The organism is Serratia sp. SCBI (assembly GCF_000747565.1).
In the GTDB taxonomy this organism is placed as follows: Bacteria; Pseudomonadota; Gammaproteobacteria; order Enterobacterales; family Enterobacteriaceae; genus Serratia; species Serratia ureilytica.
Genome location: NZ_CP003424.1, coordinates 4,641,146 through 4,667,356, shown reverse-complemented (window position 1 = coordinate 4,667,356; position 26,211 = coordinate 4,641,146). Strand labels below are relative to the sequence as shown.

The window sequence follows — 26,211 nt, the reverse complement described above, 5'->3', positions numbered from 1 at the left end:
ATCGAAATGGGTGTGAGGAGTAATTATTTACGTTTATAAATAATTGGAGCTCTGGTCTCATGCAGAACCAAAGAATCCGTATCCGCCTGAAAGCGTTTGATCATCGTCTGATCGATCAATCAACCGCGGAAATCGTCGAGACTGCAAAGCGCACTGGTGCGCAAGTCCGTGGTCCGATCCCGCTGCCAACTCGCAAAGAGCGCTTTACCGTTCTGATCTCTCCGCACGTCAACAAAGACGCGCGCGATCAGTACGAGATTCGCACTCACAAGCGTCTGGTTGACATCGTTGAGCCAACCGAGAAAACCGTTGATGCTCTGATGCGTCTGGATCTGGCTGCCGGTGTAGACGTGCAGATCAGCCTGGGTTAATCAGGTCATTGAGCGATTGAGAGGTTGAAACAATGATTGGTTTAGTCGGTAAAAAAGTGGGTATGACCCGTATCTTCACTGAAGATGGCGTTTCTATCCCAGTAACCGTAATTGAAATTGAAGCGAACCGCGTGACTCAGGTTAAAAGCCTGGACACCGACGGTTACCGTGCCGTTCAGGTTACCACTGGTAGCAAAAAAGCTAACCGTGTAACCAAGCCGGAAGCGGGCCATTTCGCTAAAGCTGGCGTTGAAGCTGGCCGTGGTCTGTGGGAATTCCGCCTGGAAGAAGGTCAAGAATTCGCTGCAGGTCAGGAAATTAGCGTAGAAATCTTCGCTGACGTTAAAAAAGTCGATGTTACCGGTACTTCTAAAGGTAAAGGTTTTGCTGGCACTGTTAAGCGCTGGAACTTCCGTACCCAAGACGCTACCCACGGTAACTCCTTGTCTCACCGCGTTCCGGGTTCTATCGGTCAGAACCAGACTCCGGGCAAAGTGTTCAAAGGCAAGAAAATGGCTGGCCACCTGGGTGATGAGCGCGTAACCGTTCAGAGCCTGGACGTAGTACGTGTTGACGCTGAGCGCAACCTGCTGCTGGTTAAGGGTGCTGTACCGGGCGCAACCGGTGGCAACCTGATCGTTAAACCAGCTGTGAAGGCGTAAGGGGATAGCAATGGAATTAGTATTGAAAGACGCGCAAAGCGCGCTGACTGTTTCCGAAACTACCTTCGGTCGTGATTTCAACGAAGCGCTGGTACACCAGGTTGTTGTTGCTTATGCAGCAGGTGCCCGTCAAGGTACCCGTGCTCAGAAGACCCGTGCTGAAGTAACTGGTTCCGGCAAAAAGCCATGGCGTCAGAAAGGCACCGGCCGTGCGCGTTCAGGTTCTGTAAAGAGCCCGATCTGGCGTTCAGGCGGCGTGACCTTTGCTGCTAAGCCGCAGGACCACAGTCAGAAAGTAAACAAAAAGATGTACCGCGGCGCGCTGAAAAGCATCCTGTCCGAATTGGTACGTCAAGATCGTCTGATCGTTGTCGAGAAGTTCTCTGTAGAAGCGCCTAAAACTAAGCTGCTGGCACAGAAACTGAAAGATATGGCTCTGGAAGACGTGCTGATCGTGACCGGTGAACTGGATGAGAATCTGTTCCTGGCAGCTCGCAACCTGTACAAGGTTGACGTGCGCGATGTAGCAGGTATCGATCCGGTTAGCCTGATCGCCTTCGACAAAGTGGTTATGACTGCTGATGCTGTGAAGCAAGTTGAGGAGATGCTGGCATGATCCGTGAAGAACGTTTGCTGAAAGTGCTGCGTGCACCGCACGTATCTGAAAAAGCATCCGCTGCGATGGAAAAAAGCAACACCATCGTTCTCAAAGTTGCCAAAGACGCGACCAAAGCAGAAATCAAAGCTGCAGTGCAGAAACTGTTTGAAGTCGAAGTCGAAGACGTGAACACCCTGGTTGTTAAAGGGAAAGTGAAACGTCACGGTCAGCGTGTTGGTCGTCGTAGCGACTGGAAAAAAGCTTACGTCACCCTGAAAGAAGGCCAGAATCTGGACTTCATCGGCGGCGCAGAGTAAGTCGGAGGAGTAAGAACAATGGCAATTGTTAAATGTAAACCTACATCTCCGGGTCGTCGCCACGTTGTTAAAGTGGTTAACCCTGAGCTGCACAAGGGTAAACCTTATGCCCCGCTGCTGGAAAAACTGAGCAAAAGCGGTGGTCGTAACAACAATGGCCGTATCACCACCCGTCATATCGGTGGTGGCCACAAGCAACATTATCGTCTGGTTGACTTCAAGCGCAACAAAGACGGTATCCCTGCTGTGGTTGAGCGTCTGGAGTACGATCCGAACCGTTCCGCGAACATCGCGCTGGTTCTGTACAAAGACGGCGAACGCCGTTACATCCTGGCGCCGAAAGGCCTGAAAGCTGGTGACCAGATTCAATCTGGCGTTGATGCTGCAATCAAAGCGGGTAACACCCTGCCGATGCGCAACATTCCAGTTGGTTCAACGGTTCACAACGTAGAAATGAAACCAGGCAAAGGCGGCCAGATGGCTCGCTCCGCTGGTGCCTACGTTCAGATCGTTGCTCGTGATGGTTCCTACGTAACTCTGCGTCTGCGCTCCGGCGAAATGCGTAAAGTTCCAGCTGATTGCCGCGCCACCCTGGGTGAAGTCGGTAACGCTGAACACATGCTTCGCGTTCTGGGTAAAGCAGGTGCTGCACGTTGGCGTGGTGTTCGTCCTACCGTTCGCGGTACGGCGATGAACCCGGTAGATCACCCGCACGGTGGTGGTGAAGGTCGTAACTTTGGTAAGCACCCGGTAACTCCGTGGGGCGTTCAGACCAAAGGTAAGAAGACCCGTAGCAACAAGCGTACTGATAAGTTCATCGTACGTCGCCGTAGCAAAAAATAATTAGAGGATAAGCCATGCCACGTTCTCTCAAGAAAGGTCCTTTTATTGACCTGCACTTGCTGAAGAAGGTAGAGAAAGCGGTGGAAAGCGGTGACAAGAAGCCTTTGCGCACTTGGTCCCGTCGTTCAACGATCTTTCCTAACATGATCGGTTTGACCATCGCTGTCCATAATGGTCGTCAGCACGTACCAGTGTTCGTTTCCGATGAAATGGTCGGTCACAAACTGGGTGAATTCGCGCCGACTCGTACTTATCGCGGCCATGCGGCTGATAAAAAAGCTAAAAAGCGCTAAGGTAGGAGGAAGAGATGGAAACTATCGCTAAACATCGCCACGCTCGTTCTTCTGCTCAGAAGGTTCGCCTTGTTGCTGACCTGATTCGCGGTAAGAAAGTGTCGCAAGCTCTGGAAACTCTGACCTACACCAACAAGAAAGCTGCTGGTCTGGTTAAGAAAGTGCTGGAGTCTGCCATTGCTAACGCAGAACACAACGATGGCGCTGACATCGATGATCTGAAAGTTACGAAAATCTTCGTAGACGAAGGCCCAAGCATGAAGCGCATTATGCCGCGTGCAAAAGGTCGTGCAGATCGCATCCTGAAGCGCACCAGCCACATTACTGTGGTTGTGTCCGATCGCTGAGACTCTGGAGACTAGCAATGGGTCAGAAAGTACATCCTAATGGTATTCGCCTGGGTATTGTCAAACCTTGGAACTCTACTTGGTATGCGAATACCAAAGAATTCGCTGACAACCTGGACAGCGACTTTAAAGTTCGTCAATTCCTGACTAAGGAACTGTCGAAAGCTTCCGTTTCTCGCATCGTTATCGAGCGTCCTGCGAAGAGCATCCGTGTGACCATTCACACTGCTCGCCCAGGCATCGTTATCGGCAAGAAAGGTGAAGACGTCGAAAAACTGCGCAAGGTCGTAGCGGACATCGCTGGCGTTCCTGCACAGATCAACATCGCCGAAGTCCGTAAACCGGAACTCGACGCTAAATTGGTTGCTGACAGCATCACTTCTCAGCTGGAACGTCGCGTTATGTTCCGTCGTGCTATGAAGCGTGCAGTACAGAACGCAATGCGTCTTGGCGCTAAAGGTATCAAAGTTGAAGTAAGCGGCCGTCTTGGCGGCGCTGAAATCGCACGTACCGAATGGTACCGCGAAGGTCGTGTTCCATTGCACACTCTGCGTGCGGACATCGACTACAACACATCTGAAGCGCACACCACTTATGGTGTAATCGGCGTTAAGGTATGGATCTTCAAAGGTGAGATCCTGGGTGGTATGGCTGCAGTTGAACAACCGGAACCGGCTGCTCAACCTAAAAAGCAGCAGCGTAAAGGCCGCAAGTAAGGAGAGTCGCTGATGTTACAACCAAAGCGTACAAAATTCCGTAAGGTGCACAAGGGCCGCAACCGTGGTCTGGCGCAAGGTACGGATGTTAGCTTCGGCACTTTCGGTCTGAAAGCTGTTGGCCGTGGCCGTCTGACTGCTCGTCAAATCGAAGCAGCTCGTCGTGCAATGACTCGTGCAGTTAAGCGTCAAGGCAAGATCTGGATCCGTGTATTCCCGGACAAACCGATCACCGAGAAGCCGCTGGAAGTGCGTATGGGTAAAGGTAAGGGTAACGTGGAGTATTGGGTTGCCCTGATCCAGCCTGGTAAGGTCCTGTACGAAATGGACGGCGTGCCAGAAGAGGTTGCCCGCGAGGCATTCAAACTGGCAGCAGCGAAACTGCCGATCAAAACCACCTTTGTAACTAAGACGGTGATGTAATGAAAGCACAAGAGCTGCGTGAAAAAAGCGTTGAAGAGCTGAATGCCGAGCTGCTCAACCTGCTGCGTGAGCAATTCAACTTGCGCATGCAGGCGGCCAGTGGCCAGCTGCAACAAACTCACCTGTTGAAACAAGTGCGTCGTGACGTCGCACGCGTTAAGACTTTACTGACTCAAAAGGCGGGTGTGTAAATGACTGAAGTTATCCGTACCCTGCAGGGTCGTGTTGTTAGCGATAAAATGGAGAAATCCATCGTTGTTGCTATCGAGCGTACTGTGAAGCACCCAATCTACGGGAAATTCATCAAACGTACGACCAAGCTGCACGTACATGACGAGAACAACGAATGTGGTACCGGCGACGTGGTTGAAATCCGCGAATGCCGCCCACTGTCCAAGACCAAGTCCTGGACGTTGGTTCGCGTTGTAGAGAAAGCGATTCTGTAATAGAGTAGCTGGCTCTCACTTAATAAACGGCTCAGAAAATGAGCCGTTTATTTTTTCTACCCATACCAAGTAAGCGGTGTTATAATGCTGCGCCCTCGGTTATGGGGCTTTTCAACGGCCTAATTTTTACTTGGGTCTTTAAAGTAGTAGTTGACATTAGCGGAGCACTAAAATGATCCAAGAACAGACTATGCTGAACGTCGCCGACAACTCCGGTGCACGTCGCGTAATGTGTATCAAGGTTCTAGGTGGCTCGCACCGTCGCTACGCAGGCGTCGGCGACATCATCAAAATTACCATCAAGGAAGCAATTCCTCGCGGTAAGGTGAAGAAAGGCGATGTTCTGAAGGCGGTAGTGGTGCGCACCAAGAAGGGTGTACGTCGCCCGGACGGTTCTGTCATTCGCTTCGATGGCAATGCATGCGTTATTTTGAACAATAACAGCGAGCAGCCAATCGGTACGCGTATTTTTGGGCCGGTAACTCGTGAACTGCGTAATGAGAAGTTCATGAAAATTATCTCTCTGGCACCAGAAGTACTCTAAGGAGCGAACATGGCAGCGAAGATCCGTCGTGATGACGAAGTTATCGTGATTACCGGGAAAGACAAAGGTAAGCGCGGTAAAGTAAAAAATGTCCTGTCTGCTGGCAAGGTCATTGTTGAAGGCATCAACCTGGTTAAGAAACACCAGAAGCCGGTTCCGGCTCTGAACCAACCAGGCGGCATTGTTGAGAAAGAAGCTGCAATTCAGGTTTCTAACATTGCTATCTTCAACGCGGCTACCGGCAAGGCTGACCGTGTAGGCTTTAGATTCGAAGACGGCAAAAAAGTCCGTTTCTTCAAATCTAACAGCGAAACTATCAAGTAATTTGGAGTAATACGATGGCGAAACTGCATGATTACTACAAAGACGAGGTAGTCAAACAACTGATGTCTCAGTTTGATTACAACTCTGTCATGCAAGTCCCTCGGGTCGAGAAGATCACCCTGAACATGGGTGTTGGTGAAGCGATTGCTGACAAGAAACTGCTGGATAACGCAGCAGCGGACCTGGCAGCTATCTCCGGTCAAAAACCGTTGATCACCAAAGCCCGCAAATCCGTTGCAGGCTTCAAAATCCGTCAGGGCTATCCGATCGGCTGTAAAGTAACTCTGCGTGGCGAACGCATGTGGGAGTTCTTTGAGCGTCTGATCTCCATTGCTGTTCCACGTATCCGTGACTTCCGTGGCCTGTCCGCCAAGTCATTCGATGGCCGTGGCAACTACAGCATGGGCGTGCGTGAGCAAATCATCTTCCCAGAAATCGACTACGACAAAGTCGATCGCGTTCGTGGTTTGGATATTACCATTACCACTACTGCGAAATCTGATGATGAAGGCCGCGCGCTGCTGGCTGCTTTTAACTTCCCGTTCCGCAAGTAAGGCAGGGTTACTGATGGCTAAGCAATCAATGAAAGCACGCGAAGTCAAGCGCGTGAAATTAGCTGACAAGTTCTTTGCAAAACGCGCTGAACTGAAAGCTATTATCTCTGATGTGAACGCATCCGATGAAGATCGTTGGAATGCCGTTCTCAAGCTGCAAACTCTGCCGCGTGATTCCAGCCCGTCTCGTCAGCGTAAACGCTGCCGCCAAACTGGCCGTCCACATGGTTATGTGGGCAAATTCGGGTTGAGCCGTATTAAGCTTCGTGAAGCCGCTATGCGCGGTGAAGTACCAGGCTTGAAAAAGGCTAGCTGGTAATTACCAATTGAATCACGGGAGTAAAGACAGATGAGCATGCAAGATCCGATCGCGGATATGCTGACCCGTATCCGTAACGGTCAAGCCGCGAACAAAGTTGCGGTCACCATGCCTTCCTCCAAGCTGAAAGTGGCAATTGCCAACGTGCTGAAGGAAGAAGGTTTTATTGAAGATTTCAAAATCGAAGGCGACGCCAAGCCTGTTCTGGAACTGGTACTGAAGTACTTCCAGGGCAAAGCTGTGGTAGAAAGCATTCAACGTATCAGCCGTCCAGGTCTGCGCATCTACAAGAAAAAAGATGAGCTGCCAAAAGTTATGGCCGGTTTGGGTATCGCTGTTGTTTCTACCTCTAAAGGTGTTATGACCGATCGTGCAGCTCGCCAGGCTGGTCTTGGTGGCGAGATTATCTGCTACGTAGCTTAATTCGGGAGGAAAGAATGTCTCGTGTTGCAAAAGCACCCGTCGTCATTCCTGCCGGCGTAGAGGTAAAACTCAACGGTCAGGTTATTTCGATTAAGGGTAAAAACGGCGAGTTGACTCGTACTATCCACGACGCCGTTGAAGTGAAGCAAGAAGCTAACGCACTGACTTTCGCTCCGCGCGAAGGTTTTGCTAACGCATGGGCCCAAGCGGGTACCACGCGCGCTCTGCTGAACGCAATGGTTGTTGGTGTTACCGAAGGCTTCACCAAGAAGCTTCAACTGGTAGGTGTTGGTTATCGTGCTGCCGTTAAAGGCAACGTGGTGAATTTGGCCCTGGGCTTCTCTCACCCTATCGATCACCAGCTGCCGGCAGGTATCACTGCTGAATGCCCAAGCCAAACTGAAATCGTGCTGAAAGGCGCTGATAAGCAGGTAATTGGCCAGGTAGCAGCAGATCTGCGCGCTTACCGTCGTCCTGAGCCTTACAAAGGCAAGGGTGTTCGTTACGCCGACGAAGTCGTGCGTACCAAAGAGGCTAAGAAGAAGTAAGGTAACACTATGGATAAGAAATCTGCTCGTATCCGTCGTGCGACCCGCGCACGCCGCAAGCTCCAAGAGCTGGGTGCAACCCGCCTGGTGGTACATCGTACCCCGCGTCACATTTACGCACAGGTGATTGCTCCAAACGGTTCTGAAGTACTGGTAGCCGCTTCTACTTTAGAAAAAGCTATCGCGGAGCAACTGAAGTATTCCGGTAACAAAGACGCAGCAGCAGCCGTAGGTAAAGCTCTGGCTGAGCGCGCGTTGGAAAAAGGGATTGCGAAAGTATCCTTTGACCGTTCCGGTTTCCAATATCATGGTCGAGTCCAGGCACTGGCAGATGCTGCCCGTGAAGCTGGCCTTCAGTTCTAAGGAAGAGGTTTAAGATGGCTCACATCGAAAAACAAGCTGGCGAACTGCAGGAAAAGCTGATCGCGGTAAACCGCGTATCTAAAACCGTAAAAGGTGGCCGTATTTTCAGCTTTACCGCACTGACTGTAGTTGGTGATGGTAACGGTCGCGTTGGTTTTGGCTACGGCAAAGCACGCGAAGTTCCAGCAGCGATCCAGAAAGCGATGGAAAAAGCCCGTCGCAACATGATGAACGTCGCGCTGAACAGCGGCACCCTGCAGCACCCTGTTAAGGGCGCTCACACGGGTTCTCGCGTGTTCATGCAGCCTGCTCATGAAGGTACCGGTATCATCGCGGGCGGTGCAATGCGCGCCGTTCTCGAAGTTGCTGGGGTGCACAACGTATTGGCTAAAGCTTATGGTTCCACCAACCCGATCAACGTGGTTCGTGCAACTATCGACGCTCTGGCGAATATGAAGTCTCCTGAAATGGTCGCTGCTAAGCGTGGTAAATCCGTTGCCGACATTCTGGGGTAATTGACCATGGCTAAGACTATTAAAGTTACACAAACTCGCAGCTCAATTGGCCGTCTGCCGAAGCATAAAGCTACTCTGCTCGGTCTGGGTCTGCGTCGTATTGGTCACACCGTAGAGCGCGAGGATACTCCTGCTGTTCGCGGTATGGTCAACCTGGTTTCCTACATGGTTAAAGTTGAGGAGTAACAGATGCGTTTAAATACTCTGTCTCCGGCTGAAGGTGCCAAGCATGCGCCTAAGCGTGTAGGTCGTGGTATTGGTTCTGGCCTGGGTAAAACCGGCGGCCGTGGTCACAAAGGTCAGAAGTCTCGTTCTGGCGGTGGCGTACGTCGTGGTTTCGAAGGTGGTCAGATGCCTCTGTACCGTCGTCTGCCGAAATTCGGCTTCACTTCACGCAAAGCGATGATCACGGCAGAAGTTCGTCTGTCTGAACTGGCTCTGGTTGAAGGCGATGTTATCGACCTGAACGCGCTGAAAGCCGCTAACGTAGTTGGTGTCCAGATCGAATTCGCGAAAGTTGTACTTTCTGGCGAAGTCGCTCGTCCGGTAACCCTGCGTGGTCTGCGTGTCACCAAAGGCGCTCGTGCTGCTATCGAGGCTGCTGGCGGTAAAATTGAGGAATAAGTAGCAGATGGCTAAGCAACCAGGATTAGATTTTCAAAGTGCTAAAGGCGGGCTCGGCGAGCTGAAGCGCAGACTTTTGTTTGTAATCGGCGCGCTGATTGTCTTCCGTATCGGCTCTTTCATTCCGATTCCTGGTATCGATGCCACTGTGCTTGCCAAATTGCTTGAGCAGCAGAGAGGCACTATCATTGAAATGTTTAACATGTTCTCTGGTGGTGCCCTCAGCCGTGCTTCTATCTTTGCTCTGGGGATCATGCCGTATATTTCGGCGTCGATCATTATCCAGCTACTGACGGTGGTTCATCCAGCGTTGGCGGAAATCAAGAAAGAAGGGGAGGCTGGCCGTCGCAAGATTAGTCAGTACACCCGTTACGGTACGCTGGTATTGGCCATATTCCAGTCGATCGGTATTGCTACCGGTCTGCCGAATATGCCTGGTATGCAGGGCCTGGTGTTAAACCCAGGCTTTGCATTCTACTTTACTGCGGTTGTGAGCTTGGTCACCGGGACAATGTTCCTGATGTGGCTGGGTGAGCAGATTACTGAGCGCGGTATCGGCAACGGTATCTCGATCATTATCTTCGCGGGTATTGTAGCGGGGCTCCCGCCGGCAGTGGCCCATACTATCGAGCAAGCGCGGCAAGGCGACCTGCACTTCCTCCTGCTGCTGTTGGTTGCAGTATTGGTGTTTGCAGTAACCTTCTTCGTTGTTTTCATCGAGCGTGGTCAACGTCGTATCGTCGTTAACTATGCGAAGCGTCAACAAGGTCGTCGTGTTTATGCAGCACAGAGTACACACTTACCGTTGAAAGTGAACATGGCGGGTGTTATCCCGGCGATTTTCGCTTCCAGCATTATTCTGTTCCCGGCCACGATTGCATCATGGTTTGGGGGCGGTACCGGTTGGAACTGGCTGACTACGATTTCGCTGTATTTGCAGCCAGGGCAACCGCTTTATGTGTTACTCTATGCGTCTGCAATCATCTTCTTCTGTTTCTTCTACACGGCGTTGGTATTCAACCCGCGTGAGACAGCAGATAACCTGAAGAAGTCCGGTGCCTTCGTACCAGGAATTCGTCCGGGAGAGCAAACGGCGAAGTATATCGATAAAGTAATGACGCGTTTAACCCTGGTGGGCGCGATGTACATTACTTTCATCTGCCTGATCCCGGAGTTCATGCGTGATGCAATGAAAGTACCATTCTACTTTGGTGGTACCTCGCTACTGATCGTGGTTGTCGTCATCATGGACTTTATGGCTCAAGTGCAAACTCTGATGATGTCAAGTCAGTACGAGTCTGCATTGAAGAAAGCAAATCTGAAAGGCTATAACCGCTAGTCAGATTCGTTTGAGAAGTTACGGAGAGTAAAAATGAAAGTTCGTGCTTCCGTCAAGAAATTATGTCGTAACTGCAAAATCGTTAAGCGTAACGGTGTCGTTCGTGTGATTTGCAGCGCCGAGCCGAAGCATAAACAGCGTCAAGGCTGATTATCTCGCATATTTTTCTTGCAAAGTTGGGTTGAGCTGGCTAGATTAGCCAGCCAATCTTTTGTATGTCGCACTGCAACATTATTTGAGTATCCTGAAAACGGGCTTTTCAGAATGGTGTTGCTGTATAAAATAGTAGGAGTGCATAGTGGCCCGTATAGCAGGCATTAACATTCCTGATCATAAACATACCGTTATCGCCTTAACGTCGATCTTCGGTATCGGTAAAACCCGTTCACAGGCTATCTGTGCATCCACGGGTATTGCTGAAAATGTTAAGATCAGTGAGCTGTCTGAAGAGCAAATCGAAAAGCTTCGTGATGCAGTTGCCAAATACACCGTTGAGGGTGATTTGCGTCGTGAAATTACCCTGAGCATCAAGCGTCTTATGGACCTTGGTTGCTATCGTGGTTTGCGTCATCGTCGTGGTCTGCCGGTACGCGGTCAGCGCACCAAGACCAACGCTCGTACCCGTAAGGGTCCGCGCAAGCCGATCAAGAAATAATCGGGGTTATTGAATAATGGCAAAGGCACCTGTTCGTACACGTAAGCGTGTAAGAAAGCAAGTCTCTGACGGCGTGGCTCATATCCATGCTTCTTTCAACAACACCATCGTTACCATCACTGATCGTCAGGGTAATGCTTTGGGTTGGGCAACAGCCGGTGGTTCCGGTTTCCGTGGTTCTCGTAAGTCCACTCCGTTCGCAGCACAGGTTGCAGCAGAACGTTGTGCTGACGCAGTAAAAGAATACGGTATCAAGAACCTGGAAGTTATGGTTAAAGGACCTGGTCCTGGTCGTGAGTCTACTATCCGCGCTCTGAACGCGGCTGGTTTCCGCATCACTAATATTACTGATGTGACTCCGATCCCTCATAACGGTTGTCGTCCGCCGAAAAAGCGCCGCGTGTAACGCAGCTTTTAGGATTGTTGGAGAAAGAAAATGGCAAGATATTTGGGTCCTAAGCTCAAGCTGAGCCGTCGTGAGGGCACAGACCTGTTCCTTAAGTCTGGCGTTCGCGCGATCGATTCCAAGTGTAAAATTGAACAAGCACCTGGTCAGCACGGTGCGCGTAAACCGCGTCTGTCTGATTACGGTGTTCAGTTGCGTGAGAAGCAGAAAGTTCGCCGTATGTACGGCATTCTGGAGCGTCAATTCCGTAACTATTACAAAGAAGCAACCCGCCTGAAGGGCAACACCGGTGAAAACCTGTTGCAGCTGCTGGAAGGTCGTCTGGACAACGTTGTTTACCGTATGGGCTTCGGCGCTACTCGTGCAGAGTCACGTCAGCTGGTTAGCCACAAAGCAGTTATGGTAAACGGTCGCGTTGTTAACATCGCTTCTTATCAGGTATCTCCGAATGACGTAGTCAGCATCCGCGAGAAAGCTAAAAAGCAGTCTCGTGTTAAAGCTTCTCTGGAGCTGGCTGAGCAGCGTGAAAAGCCGACTTGGCTGGAAGTTGATGCTGCTAAGATGGAAGGCGTGTTCAAGCGTATGCCTGAACGTACCGATCTGTCTGCGGACATTAACGAACACCTGATCGTCGAGCTTTACTCCAAGTAAAGCTTAGTACCAAAGAGAGGACACAATGCAGGGTTCTGTGACAGAGTTTCTAAAACCGCGCCTGGTAGATATCGAGCAAGTCAGTTCGACGCACGCCAAGGTGACCCTTGAGCCTTTAGAGCGTGGCTTTGGCCATACTCTTGGCAACGCACTGCGCCGTATTCTGCTTTCATCTATGCCGGGTTGCGCGGTGACCGAGGTTGAGATTGATGGTGTACTGCATGAGTACAGCACCAAAGAAGGCGTACAGGAAGATATCCTGGAGATCCTGCTCAACCTGAAAGGGCTGGCGGTGAGAGTTCAAGGCAAAGACGAAGTTATTCTTACCCTGAATAAATCTGGCATTGGCCCTGTGACCGCTGCCGACATCACCCATGATGGTGATGTCGAAATCGTCAAGCCTCAGCACGTGATCTGCCACCTGACTGATGAGAACGCGGCTATCAGCATGCGTATCAAAGTTCAGCGCGGTCGCGGTTATGTGCCGGCTTCTGCCCGAATTCATTCGGAAGAAGATGAGCGCCCAATCGGTCGTCTGTTGGTTGACGCCTGCTACAGCCCTGTAGAGCGTATCGCCTACAATGTTGAAGCTGCGCGTGTAGAACAGCGTACTGACTTGGATAAGCTGGTCATCGAGATGGAGACCAATGGCACGATCGATCCTGAAGAGGCGATCCGCCGTGCGGCCACCATTCTGGCTGAACAACTTGAAGCTTTCGTTGACCTGCGTGATGTACGTCAGCCGGAAGTTAAAGAAGAGAAACCGGAATTCGATCCGATCTTGCTGCGCCCTGTTGACGATCTGGAATTGACTGTCCGCTCTGCTAACTGCCTCAAGGCAGAAGCTATCCACTACATCGGTGATCTGGTACAGCGTACCGAGGTTGAGTTGCTGAAAACGCCAAACCTGGGTAAAAAATCTCTTACCGAGATTAAAGACGTGCTGGCCTCACGTGGTCTGTCTCTGGGCATGCGCCTGGAAAACTGGCCGCCGGCAAGCATTGCTGACGAGTAACCGGATCACAGGTTAAGGTTTTACTGAGAAGGATAAGGTCATGCGCCATCGTAAGAGTGGTCGTCAACTGAACCGTAACAGCAGCCATCGCCAGGCTATGTTCCGTAACATGGCCGGCTCTTTGGTTCGTCATGAGATCATCAAGACGACCCTGCCAAAAGCAAAAGAGCTGCGTCGCGTTGTTGAGCCGCTGATTACTCTTGCCAAGACCGACAACGTAGCTAATCGTCGTCTGGCATTCGCCCGTACTCGTGATAACGAGATCGTGGCAAAACTGTTTAACGAGCTGGGCCCGCGTTTCGCGAGCCGTGCCGGTGGTTACACTCGCATTCTGAAGTGTGGCTTCCGCGCAGGCGACAACGCGCCGATGGCATACATCGAGCTGGTTGATCGTGCTGAGTCTCAAGCAGAAGTAGCAACTGCAGAGTAATCTGTAGACGCGTAAAAAAACCGGGCTTGCCCGGTTTTTTTACGTCCAAATCCAGCCAAATGTGCTCAATTCCCCCGTCGTGCTTAAGATCCCCGCTCTTATCCGTTATGCTTAGACTCATTCAATAAGCTCACTGAGGCTGTCTGTTATGGGGTTGCTCGACCAATGGGCGGAACGTCATATCCTTGATGCCCAGGATAAAGGCGAGTTCGACAATCTGCCCGGCCAGGGACAACCGCTCGTGCTGGACGATGACAGCGCGGTGCCTGCTGAGCTACGCGCCGGTTACCGCCTGCTGAAAAATGCCGGTTATCTGCCGCCGGCGCTGGAAGATCGCAAAGAGGCATTAACCGTTGCTCACTTACTGCAAGGGATCAACAGTGAGCATCCGGACTATGTCGATCTCAGCAAGCGCATGGCGCTGCTGGAACATCGGTTACGTCACGCTGGAATGAGCACGGACTTCTTGCATGGCGAATATCAGCGTGCGCTGGACGGTAAACTCACCCGAGAGGAGAAGTAATGTTCAAGATAGGTCAGTTGGCCAAGCTTGCCGAAGTGACGCCGGATACCGTGCGTTACTATGAAAAGCAGGGCATGATGGATCACAATGTCCGTACTGAAGGCGGTTATCGGCTGTACACCGAGCAGGATCTGCAGCGGCTGCGTTTTATCCGCTATGCCAAGCAGTTAGGCTTTACTCTGGAAACGATCGCCGAGCTGCTGTCGATCCGGGTCGATCCGGAACATCACACCTGCCAGGAATCGAAGTCTATCGTTGATGCGCGCCTGAGCGAAGTGGAAAGCAAGTTGGCGGAGCTGACCCGGATGCGTGAATCGTTGAAACGGCTGAGCGACGCCTGCTGCGGTACCGCCCATACCAGCAACTACTGTTCGATCCTGGAAGCTTTGGAACAGGGCGCCAGCGATGACAAAGGCAAAAAAGGTTGCTGACGGCACTTTAATTTTTATATCGCCGGCAGTATTATCGCCCCGTTTTATCCCTCATATTTTACAGGAGCATTATCATGACGAAATATCGTCACACCAAAGGCCAGATTCAAGATAACGCCATTGAGGCGCTGCTGCATGACCCGCTATTCCGTCAGCGGGTAGAAAAGAATGTGAAAGGCAAAGGCAGCTATCGACGTAAAGAAAAACACAACAAAGGCGGTAACTGGGAGGCCAGTGGCAAACTATCAAACGATAATTTACCACTGGCCTTCTGGTTTTAAGGCATTAAAAAAGCCACCTTCATCCGGTGGCTTTTTATTGGCATAACCAAATGCTGTCTTACAGTTTTGGCTGCTGTTGATGGCTCAGCAAATCACGGATTTCCGTCAGCAGTTTCTCTTCTGCAGTAGGTTCTGGCGGCGCTGCCGGAGCTTCTTCTTGTTTGCGGCGCATTTTGTTCATCAATTTAATCGCCAGGAAGATGGCGAAGGCGACAATCACGAAGTCAAATACGGTTTGGATGAATGAACCGTAGTTCATTACCACCGCCGGTACGGCGCCCTGAGCTTCACGTAATACCAGATGGAACTGTTTAAAGTCGACACCGCCGATCAGTAAGCCCAGCGGAGGCATGATGATATCAGCGACGAAGGATGAAACAATCTTGCCGAACGCGGCGCCGATAATCACACCGACGGCCAGATCGACCACGTTGCCGCGCATGGCAAATTCGCGAAACTCTTTCAACATACTCATAGAACGCACCCCTTGCAGAATTAATAACTCAAGTTTAACAAAGCAATTTCCCTTTGCCACAAAAGGAGAGAAGTTTTATCTCCTCTCAAGGCAGAGAACAACTACGCGATTATAGACCATCGCCAAATAAATTCGTTCTACAAGAAGAACGGGCTCGGTTGGAACAGGCGTTCAACGTCTGGCACGAATTTCTTGTCGGTAATAAACATGATGACATGATCGCCCTGTTCGATTTTGCTGTTGCCGTTAGCGATGATGACGTCGTCGCCACGAACGATAGCGCCGATGGTGGTACCCGGTGGCAGCTTGATATCTTCAACGATACGGCCAACCACTTTGGACGTGCTTTCATCGCCGTGGGCAATCGCTTCGATCGCCTCCGCTACGCCGCGGCGCAGTGACGAGACGCTGACGATATCCGCTTTGCGCACATGCCCAAGCAGCGCGGAGATGGTTGCCTGCTGCGGCGAAATGGCAATATCGATCACACTGCCTTGCACCAGATCGACATAGGCGCGCCGCTGGATCAAGACCATCACTTTCTTGGCGCCCATGCGCTTGGCAAGCATAGCCGACATGATGTTGGCCTCATCGTCGTTGGTGATGGCGATGAAGACATCCACCTGCTCGACGTGCTCTTCGGCCAGCAGTTCCTGGTCGGAGGCATCGCCATAGAACACGATGGTATCGTGCAACTGCTCGGCCAGTTCGGCGGCACGTTGCTGATTGCGCTCAATGAGTTTGACGTTATAGTCTTTCTCCAGCTTGGCGGCCAGGCCGGCGCCGACGTTGCCGCCGCCGACGATCATGATGCGCTTATAAGGTTTTTCCAGCCGTTGCAGTTCGCTCATCACCGCGCGAATGTGCTGTGAGGCGGCAACGAAGAACACTTCATCACCGGCTTCGATAATGGTCGAGCCTTGCGGACGAATCGGCCGATCCTGGCGGAAAATGGCGGCGACGCGAGTGTCGATATGCGGCATGTGTTCGCGCATCGAAGAGAGCGCATTGCCGACCAGCGGGCCGCCGTAATAGGCTTTAACCGCGGCGATGCTGACCTTGCCTTCGGCGAAGTTGACCACCTGCAGCGCGCCGGGGTATTCAATCAGCTTGTAGATATAGTCGATGACCAGCTGCTCCGGCGAAATCAGATGGTCGATCGGCACCGCTTCCGGCAGGAACAGTTTCTCCGACTCGCGGATATATTCCGGCGCGCGGATACGGGCGATACGGTTGGGGGTATTAAACAGAGAATAGGCGATCTGGCAGGCGATCATGTTGGTTTCGTCGGAGTTGGTGACGGCGACCAGCATGTCGGCGTCTTCTGCGCCGGCTTCGCGCAGCACCCGGGGGTGAGAACCATGTCCCTGAACCACTCGCAGATCGAATTTATCCTGCAGCTGACGCAACCGGCCGGAGTCGGTATCGACGACGGTGATATCGTTGTTTTCACCTACCAGGTTTTCCGCCAGCGTCCCGCCAACCTGCCCGGCACCAAGAATAATTATTTTCATCGTGTTCTCTGCTTCACACTGAAAGACTTAGGGCGCGTGGGCACCCTGAAGAATTACATTTTAATCAGCTTAGCGTAAAAGAAGCCATCGCCGTCCTCGGGATGCGGGATATTCTGCCGTCCCGGCCGCTGCGCATCGCCGGTTTCAACCAGCTTGGCATCGGCATGGCGCTGCAAGAACGCGGCGATCTGACTACTGTTTTCATCCGGCAGAATAGAGCAGGTTGCGTAAACCATCACGCCGCCTGATTTCAGATGCGGCCAGACGGCCTCCAGGATATCGGCCTGCAGGGCGGCGAGTTCGGCGATGTCGCGATCGCGGCGCAGCCATTTGATGTCGGGATGACGGCGTATCACGCCGGTGGCCGAACAAGGCGCGTCCAGCAGGATACGGTCGAACTGCTTGTCACCGCACCATTGCTGCGGTGTGCGGCCATCGCCCAGTTTAACCTCTGCGTGCAAACGCAGACGCTGCAGGTTTTCTTTCACCCGCGCCAGACGCTGTTCGTCGATATCGACGGCCATAACCTGTGCTTTCGGCGCCGCTTCCAGAATATGCGTGGTTTTGCCGCCGGGCGCGGCACACAAATCGAGGATCTGTTCACCGTCTTGTGGATCCAGCAGCTCAACACAGCCTTGGGCTGAGGCATCTTGCACGGTGACCCAGCCGTCGGCGAACCCTGGCAGATCGGTCACGGCGCAAGGTGCCAGCAACCGCACGGCGTCGGCATAGTCTGCATGAGGCTCCGCGGCGATGCCGGCGTCGGTCAGCAGCTGCAGGTAAGCCTCACGGGTGTGATGCAGGCGGTTGACGCGCAGCCACATCGGCGGCTTCTGGTTATTGGCGTCGACGATCTGTTGCCAGTTGGCGGGATAAGCCTGTTGGATGCGTTTCAGCAACCAGCTCGGGTGCAGGTAGCGGCTGTCATTGTTGGCGGCGCGCTGCAGAAGTTCTTCCTGCTGGCGCTGGAATTGCCGCAAGACGCCGTTAATCAAACCTTTTAACTGTGGGCGTTTCAGCGCCACCGCACCTTCCACGGTTTCTGCGAGTACGGCGTGCGCCGGGATACGGGTATACAGCAGCTGATACAAGCCGACCATCAGCAAATAGTGAAGTGTACGTTGCTTGCCGGTCAGCGGTTTGGCCATTAATTGCTGAATGCACCATTCGAGCTGCGGCAGTACGCGTAACGTGCCGAAGCACAGTTCTTGCAGCAACCCGCGGTCTTTATCGCTGATGGAGGTTTGCAGCGCCGGCAGAACAGTACTCAGTGACTGCCCTTGATCCAGCACCTGGCCGATGGCTTTGGCAGCGATGCTGCGGAGATTGTAATTATTTTTCATAGGCTGAAGCTGATAACGATCGGCATTAAGAAAATAACGGCCCGGCGATGAACGGCCGGGCAGTGGGGTGACTTACAGCCGGTTACCCGGGGTAAACCATTCACGACGTGAATTTAACAGGTCTTGCGCCGACATCGGTTTCTTGCCGGCGGGCTGCAGTTGGATCAGATTGAGGATACCGTCGGCGGTCGCCACCTGAATGCCGTGCTTGTCGGCATGGACAACGGTGCCCGGCTCCGCGTTGGCGCTTTCCGCCATTACGCTGGCCTGCCACACTTTCACCGGTTGCTCATCGATGGTGAAGTAGCTTATCGGCCAAGGGTTGAAGGCGCGGATGCAACGCTCCAGCTGTGCGGCGGACAGTGTCCAATCCAGGCGAGCTTCTTCTTTGCTCAGCTTCTCGGCGTAGGTGACCTGCGACTCGTCCTGCACTTCGCGGGTGGCGCTGCCGTCGGCCATTTGGCGCAGCGTCGTCAGCATGCCCTGCGGGCCGAGCTGCGCCAGCTTGTCGTAGAGGCTGGCGCTGGTATCGCTGCTCTCAATCGGGCAGGCGATCTTGTGCATCATGTCACCGGTATCGAGACCGACATCCATCTGCATGATGGTCACGCCGGTTTCGCTGTCACCGGCCCAGAGCGAACGCTGGATCGGCGCCGCGCCGCGCCAGCGAGGCAGCAGCGAACCATGTACGTTGATGCAGCCAAGACGCGGCATATCCAGCACCGCTTGCGGCAGAATCAACCCGTAGGCAACCACCACCATCACGTCGGCGTTGAGATCCGCCACCAGACGCTGGTTCTCTTCGGGGCGCAGCGATTTAGGCTGAAATACCGGCAATTGGTGTTGTTCGGCCAGCATTTTGACCGGGCTGGGCGTTAGCTTGTTGCCGCGGCCTGCCGGACGATCGGGTTGAGTGAATACGCCGACAATCTGGTGCTCAGATGACAACAGCGCGTCAAGATGACGCGCTGCGAAGTCTGGTGTTCCGGCGAAAATAATCCGTAAAGAGTCAGACACGTTGATTTCCTGATCGGTTAGGCGCGGGCTTGAAGCTTGGCCATTTTTTCCAGTTTCTGACGAATACGCTGACGCTTGAGCGGCGACAGGTAATCGACGAACAGTTTACCCATCAGGTGATCCATCTCGTGCTGGATGCAGATCGCCAGCAGATCGTCCGCTTCCAGCTCGAAAGGTTTGCCTTCGCGATCCAGCGCGCGGATCTTCACCTGCGCGGCGCGCGGCACCAGCGCACGCTGCTCGGGAATGGAAAGACAGCCTTCCTCGATGCCGGTTTCGCCGCTTTTTTCCAGCAGCTCCGGGTTGATCAGCACCAAGCGCTGATCGCGATTCTCGGAGACGTCGATCACGATTATGCGCTGATGGATATCCACCTGAGTCGCAGCCAGGCCAATGCCTTCCTCTGCGTACATGGTTTCAAACATATCATCCACGATGCGCTGGATATCTGCATTGACTTCTTTTACCGGCGCTGCGACTTTGCGCAGACGCTCGTCTGGGAAATGTAATACCTGCAAGACTGACATATATCTTTAGATCTGTATCCGAGTAATAAACGAGGTTTAACCTCTATTCTAGACATTTCCCGACCTGATTGACAGCATTGCGCACCAATTGCTCAGATTGGCAATACCACCGTTTTTGCTGAGGGAACAGACGATGCGGCCGGAAGAGATCGCTTTACGGATGCGGGGAGTCACGGGGCTACAGACCGTCGTGGCCAGTCGGCTCGTGCGACAGTTATCGCAAATGAGTGGCGAGCCTCGCCGCGTGTTGCATGAGCTGGGATTGAACGAACGGCAGCAGGCACAGTTCAACCGGGTGGATCCCGTCTATCTGGCGGCCACCCTGCGTTGGCTGGAGGAGCCGGCGCACCGTATGCTGAACTATGGGGCGCCCGGCTATCCTGAAAACCTGGCTCAGATCGACGACGCGCCGCTGTTTCTGCTGATCGAGGGCGATCCTCGGGTGCTGTTGCAACCTCAGCTCGCTATGGTCGGCAGCCGGCAGTTCAGCCATTACGGCGAGCGTTGGGCGAACCATTTCGCCGAGGAGTTGGCGCGTTGCGGTTTCACCATCACCAGCGGTTTGGCGATCGGCATCGACGGCATTTGCCATCGTGCGGCGCTGGCGGCCGATGGCTGCACGATTGCGGTGTTGGGCAGCGGGCTGGGCAATATCTATCCGCGCCGGCACCGCCGGCTCGCGGAGCAGATAGTCGAGCAGGGCGGCGCCGTGATTTCAGATCATTTAGTCACCGATTTGCCTCTGGCCGACCATTTCCCACGCCGTAATCGCATTATCAGCGGGCTCAGCCTGGGGGTTCTGGTCATAGAAGCTTCGCTGCGCAGCGGTACCTTGGTGACGGCTCGCTACGCGTTGGAGCAGGGGCGTGAGGTGTTCGCCTTGCCTGGGCCATTAGGAAACCCGATGAGTGAGGGGACGCATTGGTTAATCCAGCAGGGCGCGCATCTGGTCACCGGGCCGAAAGATATCGCCGAATTGCTGGGAAGCGGCCTTCAATGGCTGTCACTGAACGAAAATACAACTATTTGTGCGTCGCAGGCTGAAGTTGAATTGCCATTTGGCGATGTGTTGGCTAACGTAGGAGATGAGGTGACACCTGTTGACGTCGTCGCTGAACGTGCCGGCCAACCTGTGCCAGTGGTGGTAATCAAGTTACTCGAGCTGGAGTTAGCAGGGTGGATCGCAGCTGTACCCGGCGGCTATGTCCGAATAAGGAGGGCAAGCCATGTTCGACGTACTCATGTACTTGTTTGAAACTTATATCCACAATGAACCAGAGATGCGCGTCGATCAGGATCAACTGACCGATGATCTCGCTCAGGCGGGGTTTCATCGGGATGATATCTACAACGCGTTGAATTGGCTTGAGAAGTTGGCTGACCTGCAAGAGGGTCAAAATGCCCCTTACTTTATGGATGCCGATCCGCTGGCAATGCGGATCTATACCGAAGAAGAAGGCGCACGTCTGGACGCCGGCTGCCGTGGTTTTCTCCTGTTCCTGGAACAGATTCAGGTATTGAACCTCGAAACCCGTGAAATGGTTATCGACCGCGTTATGGCTTTGGATAATGCGGAATTCGATCTCGAAGATCTGAAATGGGTCGTGTTGATGGTGCTGTTTAATATCCCCGGATATGAAAGCGCCTATCAGCAAATGGAAGAACTGTTGTTTGAAGTGAACGAAGGTTATCTGCATTGAGCCGATAACGCGCATAGAAGACGTTATGACAAAAAACGCGATTTTTGCCGCCAGGCAAAATGAACCCTGTCCGGAATGCGGGGCCGAACTGGTGATCCGTAGCGGTCGCCACGGCCCCTTCCTCGGCTGTTCCCAGTACCCTGAATGCCAATATATTCGGCCGCTGAAAGCGCAGGCCGATGGACATATCGTTAAGGTCTTGGATGGGCAACAGTGCCCGCAATGTCAGGCGACGTTGGTGCTGCGCCAGGGGCGCTATGGCATGTTTATCGGCTGCAGCGATTATCCGCAGTGTGATCACACTGAAGTGATCGATAAGCCTGACGAAACCGCCATTACCTGTCCGCAGTGCGGCCAAGGCAAACTGCTGCAGCGCAAGTCGCGTTACGGCAAAGTTTTTCATTCCTGCGATCGTTACCCGGAATGCCAGTTTGCCCTCAATGTTAAACCTGTCGCCGGTGAGTGCGCCTATTGCCATTATCCGCTGCTGATGGAAAAGCGCACGGCAAAAGGCCCCGTCCTGTGCTGTGCCAGCAAGCTGTGCGGAAAACCCGTCGCGACTACAGAATAATCACATCATGAACTCAGAATTAAGCCCGAACCTTTTATCTATCATCGATGCTTTGCATCAACAGCAGGTGATTGCGTATCCCACCGAAGCCGTATTCGGCCTGGGTTGCGATCCCGACAGCGAGCAGGCGGTCAATGCATTGCTGGCGCTGAAACAGCGGCCGTGGGAAAAGGGGCTGATTTTGATCGCCGCCGACTATGCACAGCTTAAACCTTATATCGACGACAGTGCGCTCAGCGAACAGCAGCGCACGACGATGTTTGCCAGCTGGCCAGGGCCGGTAACTTGGGTTTTGCCCGCTCGGCCGGAGACGCCGCGTTTGCTGACCGGGCGCTTCAGCTCGCTGGCGGTGCGCGTCAGCGATCATCCGTTGGTGCAGCAGCTGTGTCGGCAGTACGGCAAGCCGCTGGTGTCGACCAGCGCCAATCTCAGTGGGCTGGAGCCATGCCGCAGTGCGGATGAGGTCACGCGGCAGTTCGGCGAAGCTTTCCCGGTATTGCGCGGCAAGGTGGGTGGCCGTCTTAATCCTTCCGAAATCAGAGACGTTCTGACCGGCGAACAGATCCGTCAGGGCTAGAGGTAATGGGCATGGAGAAGTTTGCGGTATTTGGCAACCCTATCGGCCACAGCAAGTCGCCGCGAATTCATGCGCTGTTTGCTGCCCAGACCGGCATTGAGCATCCTTATGGGACGGTGTTGGCGCCGTTAGACGGTTTTGAAACCAGCCTGCAGGCGTTTATCCGCGCCGGAGGGCTGGGGGCGAACGTCACGGTGCCTTTCAAGGAGCGTGCTTATTCGGCCGCTTCTGAGCTGAGCGAGCGCGCAGCGATGGCCGGTGCGGTCAACACCCTGAAGGTATTGCCGAATGGCGAGCTGTTGGGGGATAACACCGACGGCATCGGGTTGCTGACCGATCTACAGCGTCAGCAATTGATCCGGTCGCAGGATCGCATCCTGCTGGTGGGCGCCGGCGGCGCAGCGCGCGGCGTGATCCTGCCGTTGCTGTCTTTCGGCTGTCGGCTAACGATCACCAACCGCACCTTCAGCCGAGCCCAGGCGTTGGCAGACGCTTTTCGGCATCTGGGGGAGATCTCGGCGGCGCCGATGGATCAATTGGATCAGCAAGCGTTCGAACTGGTGATCAATGCGACGGCGTCCGGCATCAGCGGAGAGATCCCGGCGTTGCCGGCGGGCGTAGTTAATGCGCACACTCGTTGCTATGACATGTTCTATCAGCAGGGCGCTACGCCATTCCTGGCCTGGGCGCAGCAGCAGGGGGCAACGGAATATGCCGATGGGTTGGGCATGCTGGTGGGGCAGGCGGCGCATGCTTTCCTGCTTTGGCATGGAGTGATGCCAGAGATTGAGCCGGTATTGCGCCAGTTGCGCAGCGAACTGGCGGCATAAATGCAACCCCGTTCTCTTTATAGGGAACGGGGCGTCCGTCAGATGTCTTCCGACAGGTATTCATCTTTCCAGCGTACATAGTTGTTCGAAGAATAAAGCAATCCTTCCAACTCGGCGGCGGTCAACGGCCTAACCTGGCGTGCCGGGCTGCCCATATAGAGATAGCCGCTGACCAGGCGTTTGCCCGGCGGCACTAAACTGCCGGCACCAATCATCACGTCGTCTTCTACTACTACACCGTCCAGCAGGATCGATCCCATACCGACCAGCACCCGGTTGCCGATGGCGCAGCCGTGCAGCATCGCTTTATGGCCTACGGTCACGTCTTCTCCAATCAACAGGGGATAACCGTCGGGGTTATGTTCGGAGCGGTGAGTCACATGCAGTACGCTGCCGTCCTGTATATTGCTGCGTGCGCCGATCTTTACCGCATTGACGTCGCCCCGAATGGCGACCAGCGGCCAGATGCTGACGTCATCCGCCAGATCGACGTCGCCGATGACGACGCTGGAAGGATCGATCAAGACGCGCTGACCGAGTTTGGGGGTGTATTGAAGATAAGAACGTACTGCATCGGACATGGTGCTTGCCTCACGTCGGGATCATATTTACCGGCAATACTAGACTCTGACGATGGAATTACAACCAATCGCAGCGCCGGATCCTGCGGAAAATGGCCCTGATCGCACAAGATCCACTCGGAAGGGCTGAAAAGTGTGCAAACAGAAAGAAAAGATCAAAAAAGGGGTTGTGCAAAAAACTCGGATCCCTATAATGCGCCTCCATCGACACGGCGCAAGTGATTCACTTCACACAGCGGCCGGGAAGAAAGAGAAAAAATCCTGAAAATTAGGGTTGACTCTGAAAGAGGAAAGCGTAATATACGCCACCTCGAGTTAGCAAGTGAAAGCGCCTAACTCACTGCTCTTTAACAATTTATCAGACAATCTGTGTGGGCACTCCACAAGACGATATCCAGCATCTTCGGATGCAAAAAATATCAAGTCTTGAAGAGTGACTAACTGAAGTAAAATTCATGCAGTAAATCTTTGAGCATCGCTTCTCGAGTGGAAGCACATCAAGCTTTTAATTGAAGAGTTTGATCATGGCTCAGATTGAACGCTGGCGGCAGGCTTAACACATGCAAGTCGAGCGGTAGCACAGGGGAGCTTGCTCCCCGGGTGACGAGCGGCGGACGGGTGAGTAATGTCTGGGAAACTGCCTGATGGAGGGGGATAACTACTGGAAACGGTAGCTAATACCGCATAACGTCGCAAGACCAAAGAGGGGGACCTTCGGGCCTCTTGCCATCAGATGTGCCCAGATGGGATTAGCTAGTAGGTGGGGTAATGGCTCACCTAGGCGACGATCCCTAGCTGGTCTGAGAGGATGACCAGCCACACTGGAACTGAGACACGGTCCAGACTCCTACGGGAGGCAGCAGTGGGGAATATTGCACAATGGGCGCAAGCCTGATGCAGCCATGCCGCGTGTGTGAAGAAGGCCTTCGGGTTGTAAAGCACTTTCAGCGAGGAGGAAGGTGGTGAACTTAATACGTTCATCAATTGACGTTACTCGCAGAAGAAGCACCGGCTAACTCCGTGCCAGCAGCCGCGGTAATACGGAGGGTGCAAGCGTTAATCGGAATTACTGGGCGTAAAGCGCACGCAGGCGGTTTGTTAAGTCAGATGTGAAATCCCCGGGCTCAACCTGGGAACTGCATTTGAAACTGGCAAGCTAGAGTCTCGTAGAGGGGGTAGAATTCCAGGTGTAGCGGTGAAATGCGTAGAGATCTGGAGGAATACCGGTGGCGAAGGCGGCCCCCTGGACGAAGACTGACGCTCAGGTGCGAAAGCGTGGGGAGCAAACAGGATTAGATACCCTGGTAGTCCACGCTGTAAACGATGTCGATTTGGAGGTTGTGCCCTTGAGGCGTGGCTTCCGGAGCTAACGCGTTAAATCGACCGCCTGGGGAGTACGGCCGCAAGGTTAAAACTCAAATGAATTGACGGGGGCCCGCACAAGCGGTGGAGCATGTGGTTTAATTCGATGCAACGCGAAGAACCTTACCTACTCTTGACATCCAGAGAACTTAGCAGAGATGCTTTGGTGCCTTCGGGAACTCTGAGACAGGTGCTGCATGGCTGTCGTCAGCTCGTGTTGTGAAATGTTGGGTTAAGTCCCGCAACGAGCGCAACCCTTATCCTTTGTTGCCAGCGGTTCGGCCGGGAACTCAAAGGAGACTGCCAGTGATAAACTGGAGGAAGGTGGGGATGACGTCAAGTCATCATGGCCCTTACGAGTAGGGCTACACACGTGCTACAATGGCGTATACAAAGAGAAGCGACCTCGCGAGAGCAAGCGGACCTCATAAAGTACGTCGTAGTCCGGATTGGAGTCTGCAACTCGACTCCATGAAGTCGGAATCGCTAGTAATCGTAGATCAGAATGCTACGGTGAATACGTTCCCGGGCCTTGTACACACCGCCCGTCACACCATGGGAGTGGGTTGCAAAAGAAGTAGGTAGCTTAACCTTCGGGAGGGCGCTTACCACTTTGTGATTCATGACTGGGGTGAAGTCGTAACAAGGTAACCGTAGGGGAACCTGCGGTTGGATCACCTCCTTACCTAAAGATATTAGTTCGAGTGGCGTGCTCACACAGATTGTCTGATAGAAAGTAACGAGCAGAAATAC

At 53.3% G+C, this 26,211-nt stretch carries 42 protein-coding genes and 1 rRNA gene; 37 read left to right on the top strand and 6 right to left on the bottom strand.

Annotated elements, in window-relative coordinates; genetic code table 11:
* Window positions 1-59: 59 nt before the first annotated feature.
* From rpsJ to SERRSCBI_RS21635, 31 genes are all read left to right on the top strand, one after another.
* Window positions 60-371, top strand: a complete 312-nt coding sequence (gene rpsJ / locus SERRSCBI_RS21770; protein ID WP_001181005.1) for a 30S ribosomal protein S10 — start codon at window positions 60-62, stop codon at window positions 369-371.
* A gap of 32 nt (window positions 372-403) precedes the next feature.
* Window positions 404-1,033 carry a 50S ribosomal protein L3 gene (rplC, locus tag SERRSCBI_RS21765; RefSeq protein WP_015379265.1) on the top strand — a complete coding sequence of 210 codons (630 nt, stop codon included), beginning with the start codon at window positions 404-406 and terminating at the stop codon, window positions 1,031-1,033.
* Between the two features lie 10 nt (window positions 1,034-1,043).
* On the top strand, window positions 1,044-1,649 hold the full coding sequence (gene rplD, locus SERRSCBI_RS21760; RefSeq protein WP_004929779.1) for a 50S ribosomal protein L4: 606 nt from the start codon (window positions 1,044-1,046) through the stop codon (window positions 1,647-1,649).
* Window positions 1,646-1,948 carry a 50S ribosomal protein L23 gene (gene rplW, locus SERRSCBI_RS21755; protein ID WP_004951179.1) on the top strand — a complete coding sequence of 101 codons (303 nt, stop codon included), beginning with the start codon at window positions 1,646-1,648 and terminating at the stop codon, window positions 1,946-1,948. Before rplD ends, rplW begins: the two co-directional genes overlap by 4 nt.
* An 18-nt stretch (window positions 1,949-1,966) precedes the next feature.
* Window positions 1,967-2,791: a 50S ribosomal protein L2 gene (rplB, locus tag SERRSCBI_RS24395; RefSeq protein ID WP_004929775.1), complete on the top strand. Its 825-nt coding sequence runs from the start codon at window positions 1,967-1,969 to the stop codon at window positions 2,789-2,791.
* Window positions 2,792-2,805: 14 nt separating this feature from the next.
* A complete protein-coding gene (gene rpsS, locus SERRSCBI_RS21745; RefSeq protein ID WP_004929772.1) occupies window positions 2,806-3,084 on the top strand; it encodes a 30S ribosomal protein S19 in 279 nt (92 codons plus the stop codon).
* A gap of 14 nt (window positions 3,085-3,098) precedes the next feature.
* Window positions 3,099-3,431 (top strand): 50S ribosomal protein L22, encoded by a 333-nt coding sequence (rplV, locus tag SERRSCBI_RS21740; protein WP_002223844.1) that lies wholly within the window; start codon window positions 3,099-3,101, stop codon window positions 3,429-3,431.
* Window positions 3,432-3,448: 17 nt separating this feature from the next.
* Window positions 3,449-4,147: a 30S ribosomal protein S3 gene (gene rpsC / locus SERRSCBI_RS21735; RefSeq protein ID WP_004929766.1), complete on the top strand. Its 699-nt coding sequence runs from the start codon at window positions 3,449-3,451 to the stop codon at window positions 4,145-4,147.
* Between the two features lie 12 nt (window positions 4,148-4,159).
* Window positions 4,160-4,570 carry a 50S ribosomal protein L16 gene (rplP, locus tag SERRSCBI_RS21730; RefSeq protein ID WP_004929764.1) on the top strand — a complete coding sequence of 137 codons (411 nt, stop codon included), beginning with the start codon at window positions 4,160-4,162 and terminating at the stop codon, window positions 4,568-4,570.
* Window positions 4,570-4,761: a 50S ribosomal protein L29 gene (gene rpmC, locus SERRSCBI_RS21725; RefSeq protein ID WP_004929762.1), complete on the top strand. Its 192-nt coding sequence runs from the start codon at window positions 4,570-4,572 to the stop codon at window positions 4,759-4,761. The genes rplP and rpmC overlap by 1 nt, the downstream gene beginning before the upstream one ends.
* Window positions 4,762-5,016, top strand: coding sequence for a 30S ribosomal protein S17 (gene rpsQ / locus SERRSCBI_RS21720; RefSeq protein WP_004929760.1), 255 nt, complete (start codon window positions 4,762-4,764; stop codon window positions 5,014-5,016). It abuts the gene before it with no gap.
* 172 nt (window positions 5,017-5,188) lie between these two features.
* Window positions 5,189-5,560, top strand: a complete 372-nt coding sequence (rplN, locus tag SERRSCBI_RS21715) for a 50S ribosomal protein L14 (RefSeq protein ID WP_000613954.1) — start codon at window positions 5,189-5,191, stop codon at window positions 5,558-5,560.
* 9 nt (window positions 5,561-5,569) lie between these two features.
* Window positions 5,570-5,884, top strand: coding sequence for a 50S ribosomal protein L24 (rplX, locus tag SERRSCBI_RS21710; RefSeq protein ID WP_004929758.1), 315 nt, complete (start codon window positions 5,570-5,572; stop codon window positions 5,882-5,884).
* Window positions 5,885-5,898: 14 nt separating this feature from the next.
* On the top strand, window positions 5,899-6,438 hold the full coding sequence (rplE, locus tag SERRSCBI_RS21705; protein WP_004929756.1) for a 50S ribosomal protein L5: 540 nt from the start codon (window positions 5,899-5,901) through the stop codon (window positions 6,436-6,438).
* Window positions 6,439-6,451: 13 nt separating this feature from the next.
* A complete protein-coding gene (gene rpsN / locus SERRSCBI_RS24390) occupies window positions 6,452-6,757 on the top strand; it encodes a 30S ribosomal protein S14 (protein WP_004929754.1) in 306 nt (101 codons plus the stop codon).
* 30 nt (window positions 6,758-6,787) lie between these two features.
* The gene (rpsH, locus tag SERRSCBI_RS21700; protein ID WP_004929753.1) at window positions 6,788-7,180 is read left to right on the top strand and encodes a 30S ribosomal protein S8; all 393 of its coding nucleotides are present in this window, start codon (window positions 6,788-6,790) and stop codon (window positions 7,178-7,180) included.
* A gap of 14 nt (window positions 7,181-7,194) precedes the next feature.
* Complete coding sequence (rplF, locus tag SERRSCBI_RS21695; RefSeq protein WP_004929751.1) at window positions 7,195-7,728, top strand: 50S ribosomal protein L6; 534 nt, start codon at window positions 7,195-7,197, stop codon at window positions 7,726-7,728.
* Between the two features lie 9 nt (window positions 7,729-7,737).
* Window positions 7,738-8,091, top strand: coding sequence for a 50S ribosomal protein L18 (rplR, locus tag SERRSCBI_RS21690; RefSeq protein WP_004929748.1), 354 nt, complete (start codon window positions 7,738-7,740; stop codon window positions 8,089-8,091).
* Between the two features lie 14 nt (window positions 8,092-8,105).
* Window positions 8,106-8,606, top strand: a complete 501-nt coding sequence (gene rpsE, locus SERRSCBI_RS21685) for a 30S ribosomal protein S5 (RefSeq protein WP_004929747.1) — start codon at window positions 8,106-8,108, stop codon at window positions 8,604-8,606.
* Between the two features lie 6 nt (window positions 8,607-8,612).
* Complete coding sequence (rpmD, locus tag SERRSCBI_RS24385; protein WP_048232028.1) at window positions 8,613-8,792, top strand: 50S ribosomal protein L30; 180 nt, start codon at window positions 8,613-8,615, stop codon at window positions 8,790-8,792.
* A gap of 3 nt (window positions 8,793-8,795) precedes the next feature.
* Window positions 8,796-9,230, top strand: coding sequence for a 50S ribosomal protein L15 (gene rplO / locus SERRSCBI_RS21680; protein ID WP_004929742.1), 435 nt, complete (start codon window positions 8,796-8,798; stop codon window positions 9,228-9,230).
* Window positions 9,231-9,237: 7 nt separating this feature from the next.
* Window positions 9,238-10,569: a preprotein translocase subunit SecY gene (gene secY, locus SERRSCBI_RS21675; protein WP_004929740.1), complete on the top strand. Its 1,332-nt coding sequence runs from the start codon at window positions 9,238-9,240 to the stop codon at window positions 10,567-10,569.
* Window positions 10,570-10,602: 33 nt separating this feature from the next.
* Complete coding sequence (gene rpmJ, locus SERRSCBI_RS24380; RefSeq protein ID WP_002227352.1) at window positions 10,603-10,719, top strand: 50S ribosomal protein L36; 117 nt, start codon at window positions 10,603-10,605, stop codon at window positions 10,717-10,719.
* Between the two features lie 148 nt (window positions 10,720-10,867).
* Window positions 10,868-11,224: a 30S ribosomal protein S13 gene (rpsM, locus tag SERRSCBI_RS21670; protein WP_004929734.1), complete on the top strand. Its 357-nt coding sequence runs from the start codon at window positions 10,868-10,870 to the stop codon at window positions 11,222-11,224.
* 16 nt (window positions 11,225-11,240) lie between these two features.
* Window positions 11,241-11,630: a 30S ribosomal protein S11 gene (gene rpsK / locus SERRSCBI_RS21665; protein ID WP_004929731.1), complete on the top strand. Its 390-nt coding sequence runs from the start codon at window positions 11,241-11,243 to the stop codon at window positions 11,628-11,630.
* Window positions 11,631-11,660: 30 nt separating this feature from the next.
* Window positions 11,661-12,281, top strand: a complete 621-nt coding sequence (gene rpsD, locus SERRSCBI_RS21660) for a 30S ribosomal protein S4 (protein WP_004929729.1) — start codon at window positions 11,661-11,663, stop codon at window positions 12,279-12,281.
* Between the two features lie 25 nt (window positions 12,282-12,306).
* Window positions 12,307-13,296 (top strand): DNA-directed RNA polymerase subunit alpha, encoded by a 990-nt coding sequence (gene rpoA, locus SERRSCBI_RS21655; RefSeq protein ID WP_002919219.1) that lies wholly within the window; start codon window positions 12,307-12,309, stop codon window positions 13,294-13,296.
* Between the two features lie 40 nt (window positions 13,297-13,336).
* The gene (gene rplQ / locus SERRSCBI_RS21650) at window positions 13,337-13,726 is read left to right on the top strand and encodes a 50S ribosomal protein L17 (RefSeq protein ID WP_034793661.1); all 390 of its coding nucleotides are present in this window, start codon (window positions 13,337-13,339) and stop codon (window positions 13,724-13,726) included.
* A gap of 148 nt (window positions 13,727-13,874) precedes the next feature.
* Window positions 13,875-14,249 (top strand): DUF1992 domain-containing protein, encoded by a 375-nt coding sequence (locus SERRSCBI_RS21645; protein WP_033645242.1) that lies wholly within the window; start codon window positions 13,875-13,877, stop codon window positions 14,247-14,249.
* Window positions 14,249-14,680, top strand: coding sequence for a Zn(2+)-responsive transcriptional regulator (zntR, locus tag SERRSCBI_RS21640; protein WP_016930321.1), 432 nt, complete (start codon window positions 14,249-14,251; stop codon window positions 14,678-14,680). Before SERRSCBI_RS21645 ends, zntR begins: the two co-directional genes overlap by 1 nt.
* Before the next feature lie 74 nt (window positions 14,681-14,754).
* The gene (locus SERRSCBI_RS21635) at window positions 14,755-14,961 is read left to right on the top strand and encodes an alternative ribosome-rescue factor A (protein WP_004929720.1); all 207 of its coding nucleotides are present in this window, start codon (window positions 14,755-14,757) and stop codon (window positions 14,959-14,961) included.
* A 58-nt stretch (window positions 14,962-15,019) separates the two neighbouring features.
* Here the strand turns inward: SERRSCBI_RS21635 and mscL are convergent, their stop codons facing one another.
* From mscL to def, 5 genes are all read right to left on the bottom strand, one after another.
* Window positions 15,020-15,436 (bottom strand): large-conductance mechanosensitive channel protein MscL, encoded by a 417-nt coding sequence (gene mscL / locus SERRSCBI_RS21630; RefSeq protein WP_033645241.1) that lies wholly within the window; start codon window positions 15,434-15,436, stop codon window positions 15,020-15,022.
* A 137-nt stretch (window positions 15,437-15,573) separates the two neighbouring features.
* Entirely contained in the window at window positions 15,574-16,950 is a 1,377-nt protein-coding gene (gene trkA / locus SERRSCBI_RS21625; protein WP_004929716.1) for a Trk system potassium transporter TrkA, read from the bottom strand.
* A 53-nt stretch (window positions 16,951-17,003) separates the two neighbouring features.
* Window positions 17,004-18,293, bottom strand: coding sequence for a 16S rRNA (cytosine(967)-C(5))-methyltransferase RsmB (gene rsmB, locus SERRSCBI_RS21620; protein ID WP_042785482.1), 1,290 nt, complete (start codon window positions 18,291-18,293; stop codon window positions 17,004-17,006).
* Between the two features lie 72 nt (window positions 18,294-18,365).
* A complete protein-coding gene (gene fmt / locus SERRSCBI_RS21615) occupies window positions 18,366-19,310 on the bottom strand; it encodes a methionyl-tRNA formyltransferase (protein WP_033645239.1) in 945 nt (314 codons plus the stop codon).
* A gap of 17 nt (window positions 19,311-19,327) precedes the next feature.
* Window positions 19,328-19,837: a peptide deformylase gene (gene def, locus SERRSCBI_RS21610; protein ID WP_015379260.1), complete on the bottom strand. Its 510-nt coding sequence runs from the start codon at window positions 19,835-19,837 to the stop codon at window positions 19,328-19,330.
* Between the two features lie 133 nt (window positions 19,838-19,970).
* Here def and dprA point away from each other — a divergent pair, with 133 nt between their 5' ends.
* From dprA to aroE, 5 genes are read left to right on the top strand one after another with little or no spacing between them, the layout of a single operon-like run.
* The gene (dprA, locus tag SERRSCBI_RS21605; RefSeq protein ID WP_033652727.1) at window positions 19,971-21,092 is read left to right on the top strand and encodes a DNA-protecting protein DprA; all 1,122 of its coding nucleotides are present in this window, start codon (window positions 19,971-19,973) and stop codon (window positions 21,090-21,092) included.
* The gene (gene smg, locus SERRSCBI_RS21600; protein ID WP_025160381.1) at window positions 21,064-21,537 is read left to right on the top strand and encodes a DUF494 family protein Smg; all 474 of its coding nucleotides are present in this window, start codon (window positions 21,064-21,066) and stop codon (window positions 21,535-21,537) included. Before dprA ends, smg begins: the two co-directional genes overlap by 29 nt.
* 25 nt (window positions 21,538-21,562) lie before the next feature.
* Window positions 21,563-22,108, top strand: a complete 546-nt coding sequence (locus SERRSCBI_RS21595) for a type I DNA topoisomerase (protein WP_042785481.1) — start codon at window positions 21,563-21,565, stop codon at window positions 22,106-22,108.
* 7 nt (window positions 22,109-22,115) lie between these two features.
* Window positions 22,116-22,685 (top strand): L-threonylcarbamoyladenylate synthase type 1 TsaC, encoded by a 570-nt coding sequence (gene tsaC, locus SERRSCBI_RS21590; RefSeq protein ID WP_033645237.1) that lies wholly within the window; start codon window positions 22,116-22,118, stop codon window positions 22,683-22,685.
* An 11-nt stretch (window positions 22,686-22,696) separates the two neighbouring features.
* Window positions 22,697-23,515 carry a shikimate dehydrogenase gene (aroE, locus tag SERRSCBI_RS21585; protein WP_042785807.1) on the top strand — a complete coding sequence of 273 codons (819 nt, stop codon included), beginning with the start codon at window positions 22,697-22,699 and terminating at the stop codon, window positions 23,513-23,515.
* Between the two features lie 38 nt (window positions 23,516-23,553).
* Here aroE and SERRSCBI_RS21580 read toward each other — a convergent pair whose 3' ends face one another.
* Window positions 23,554-24,096 carry a gamma carbonic anhydrase family protein gene (locus SERRSCBI_RS21580; protein ID WP_033645236.1) on the bottom strand — a complete coding sequence of 181 codons (543 nt, stop codon included), beginning with the start codon at window positions 24,094-24,096 and terminating at the stop codon, window positions 23,554-23,556.
* A gap of 506 nt (window positions 24,097-24,602) precedes the next feature.
* On the opposite strand from SERRSCBI_RS21580, the gene SERRSCBI_RS21575 reads away from it, so the two are divergent.
* A 16S ribosomal RNA gene (locus tag SERRSCBI_RS21575) occupies window positions 24,603-26,143 on the top strand.
* Window positions 26,144-26,211 lie beyond the last annotated feature (68 nt).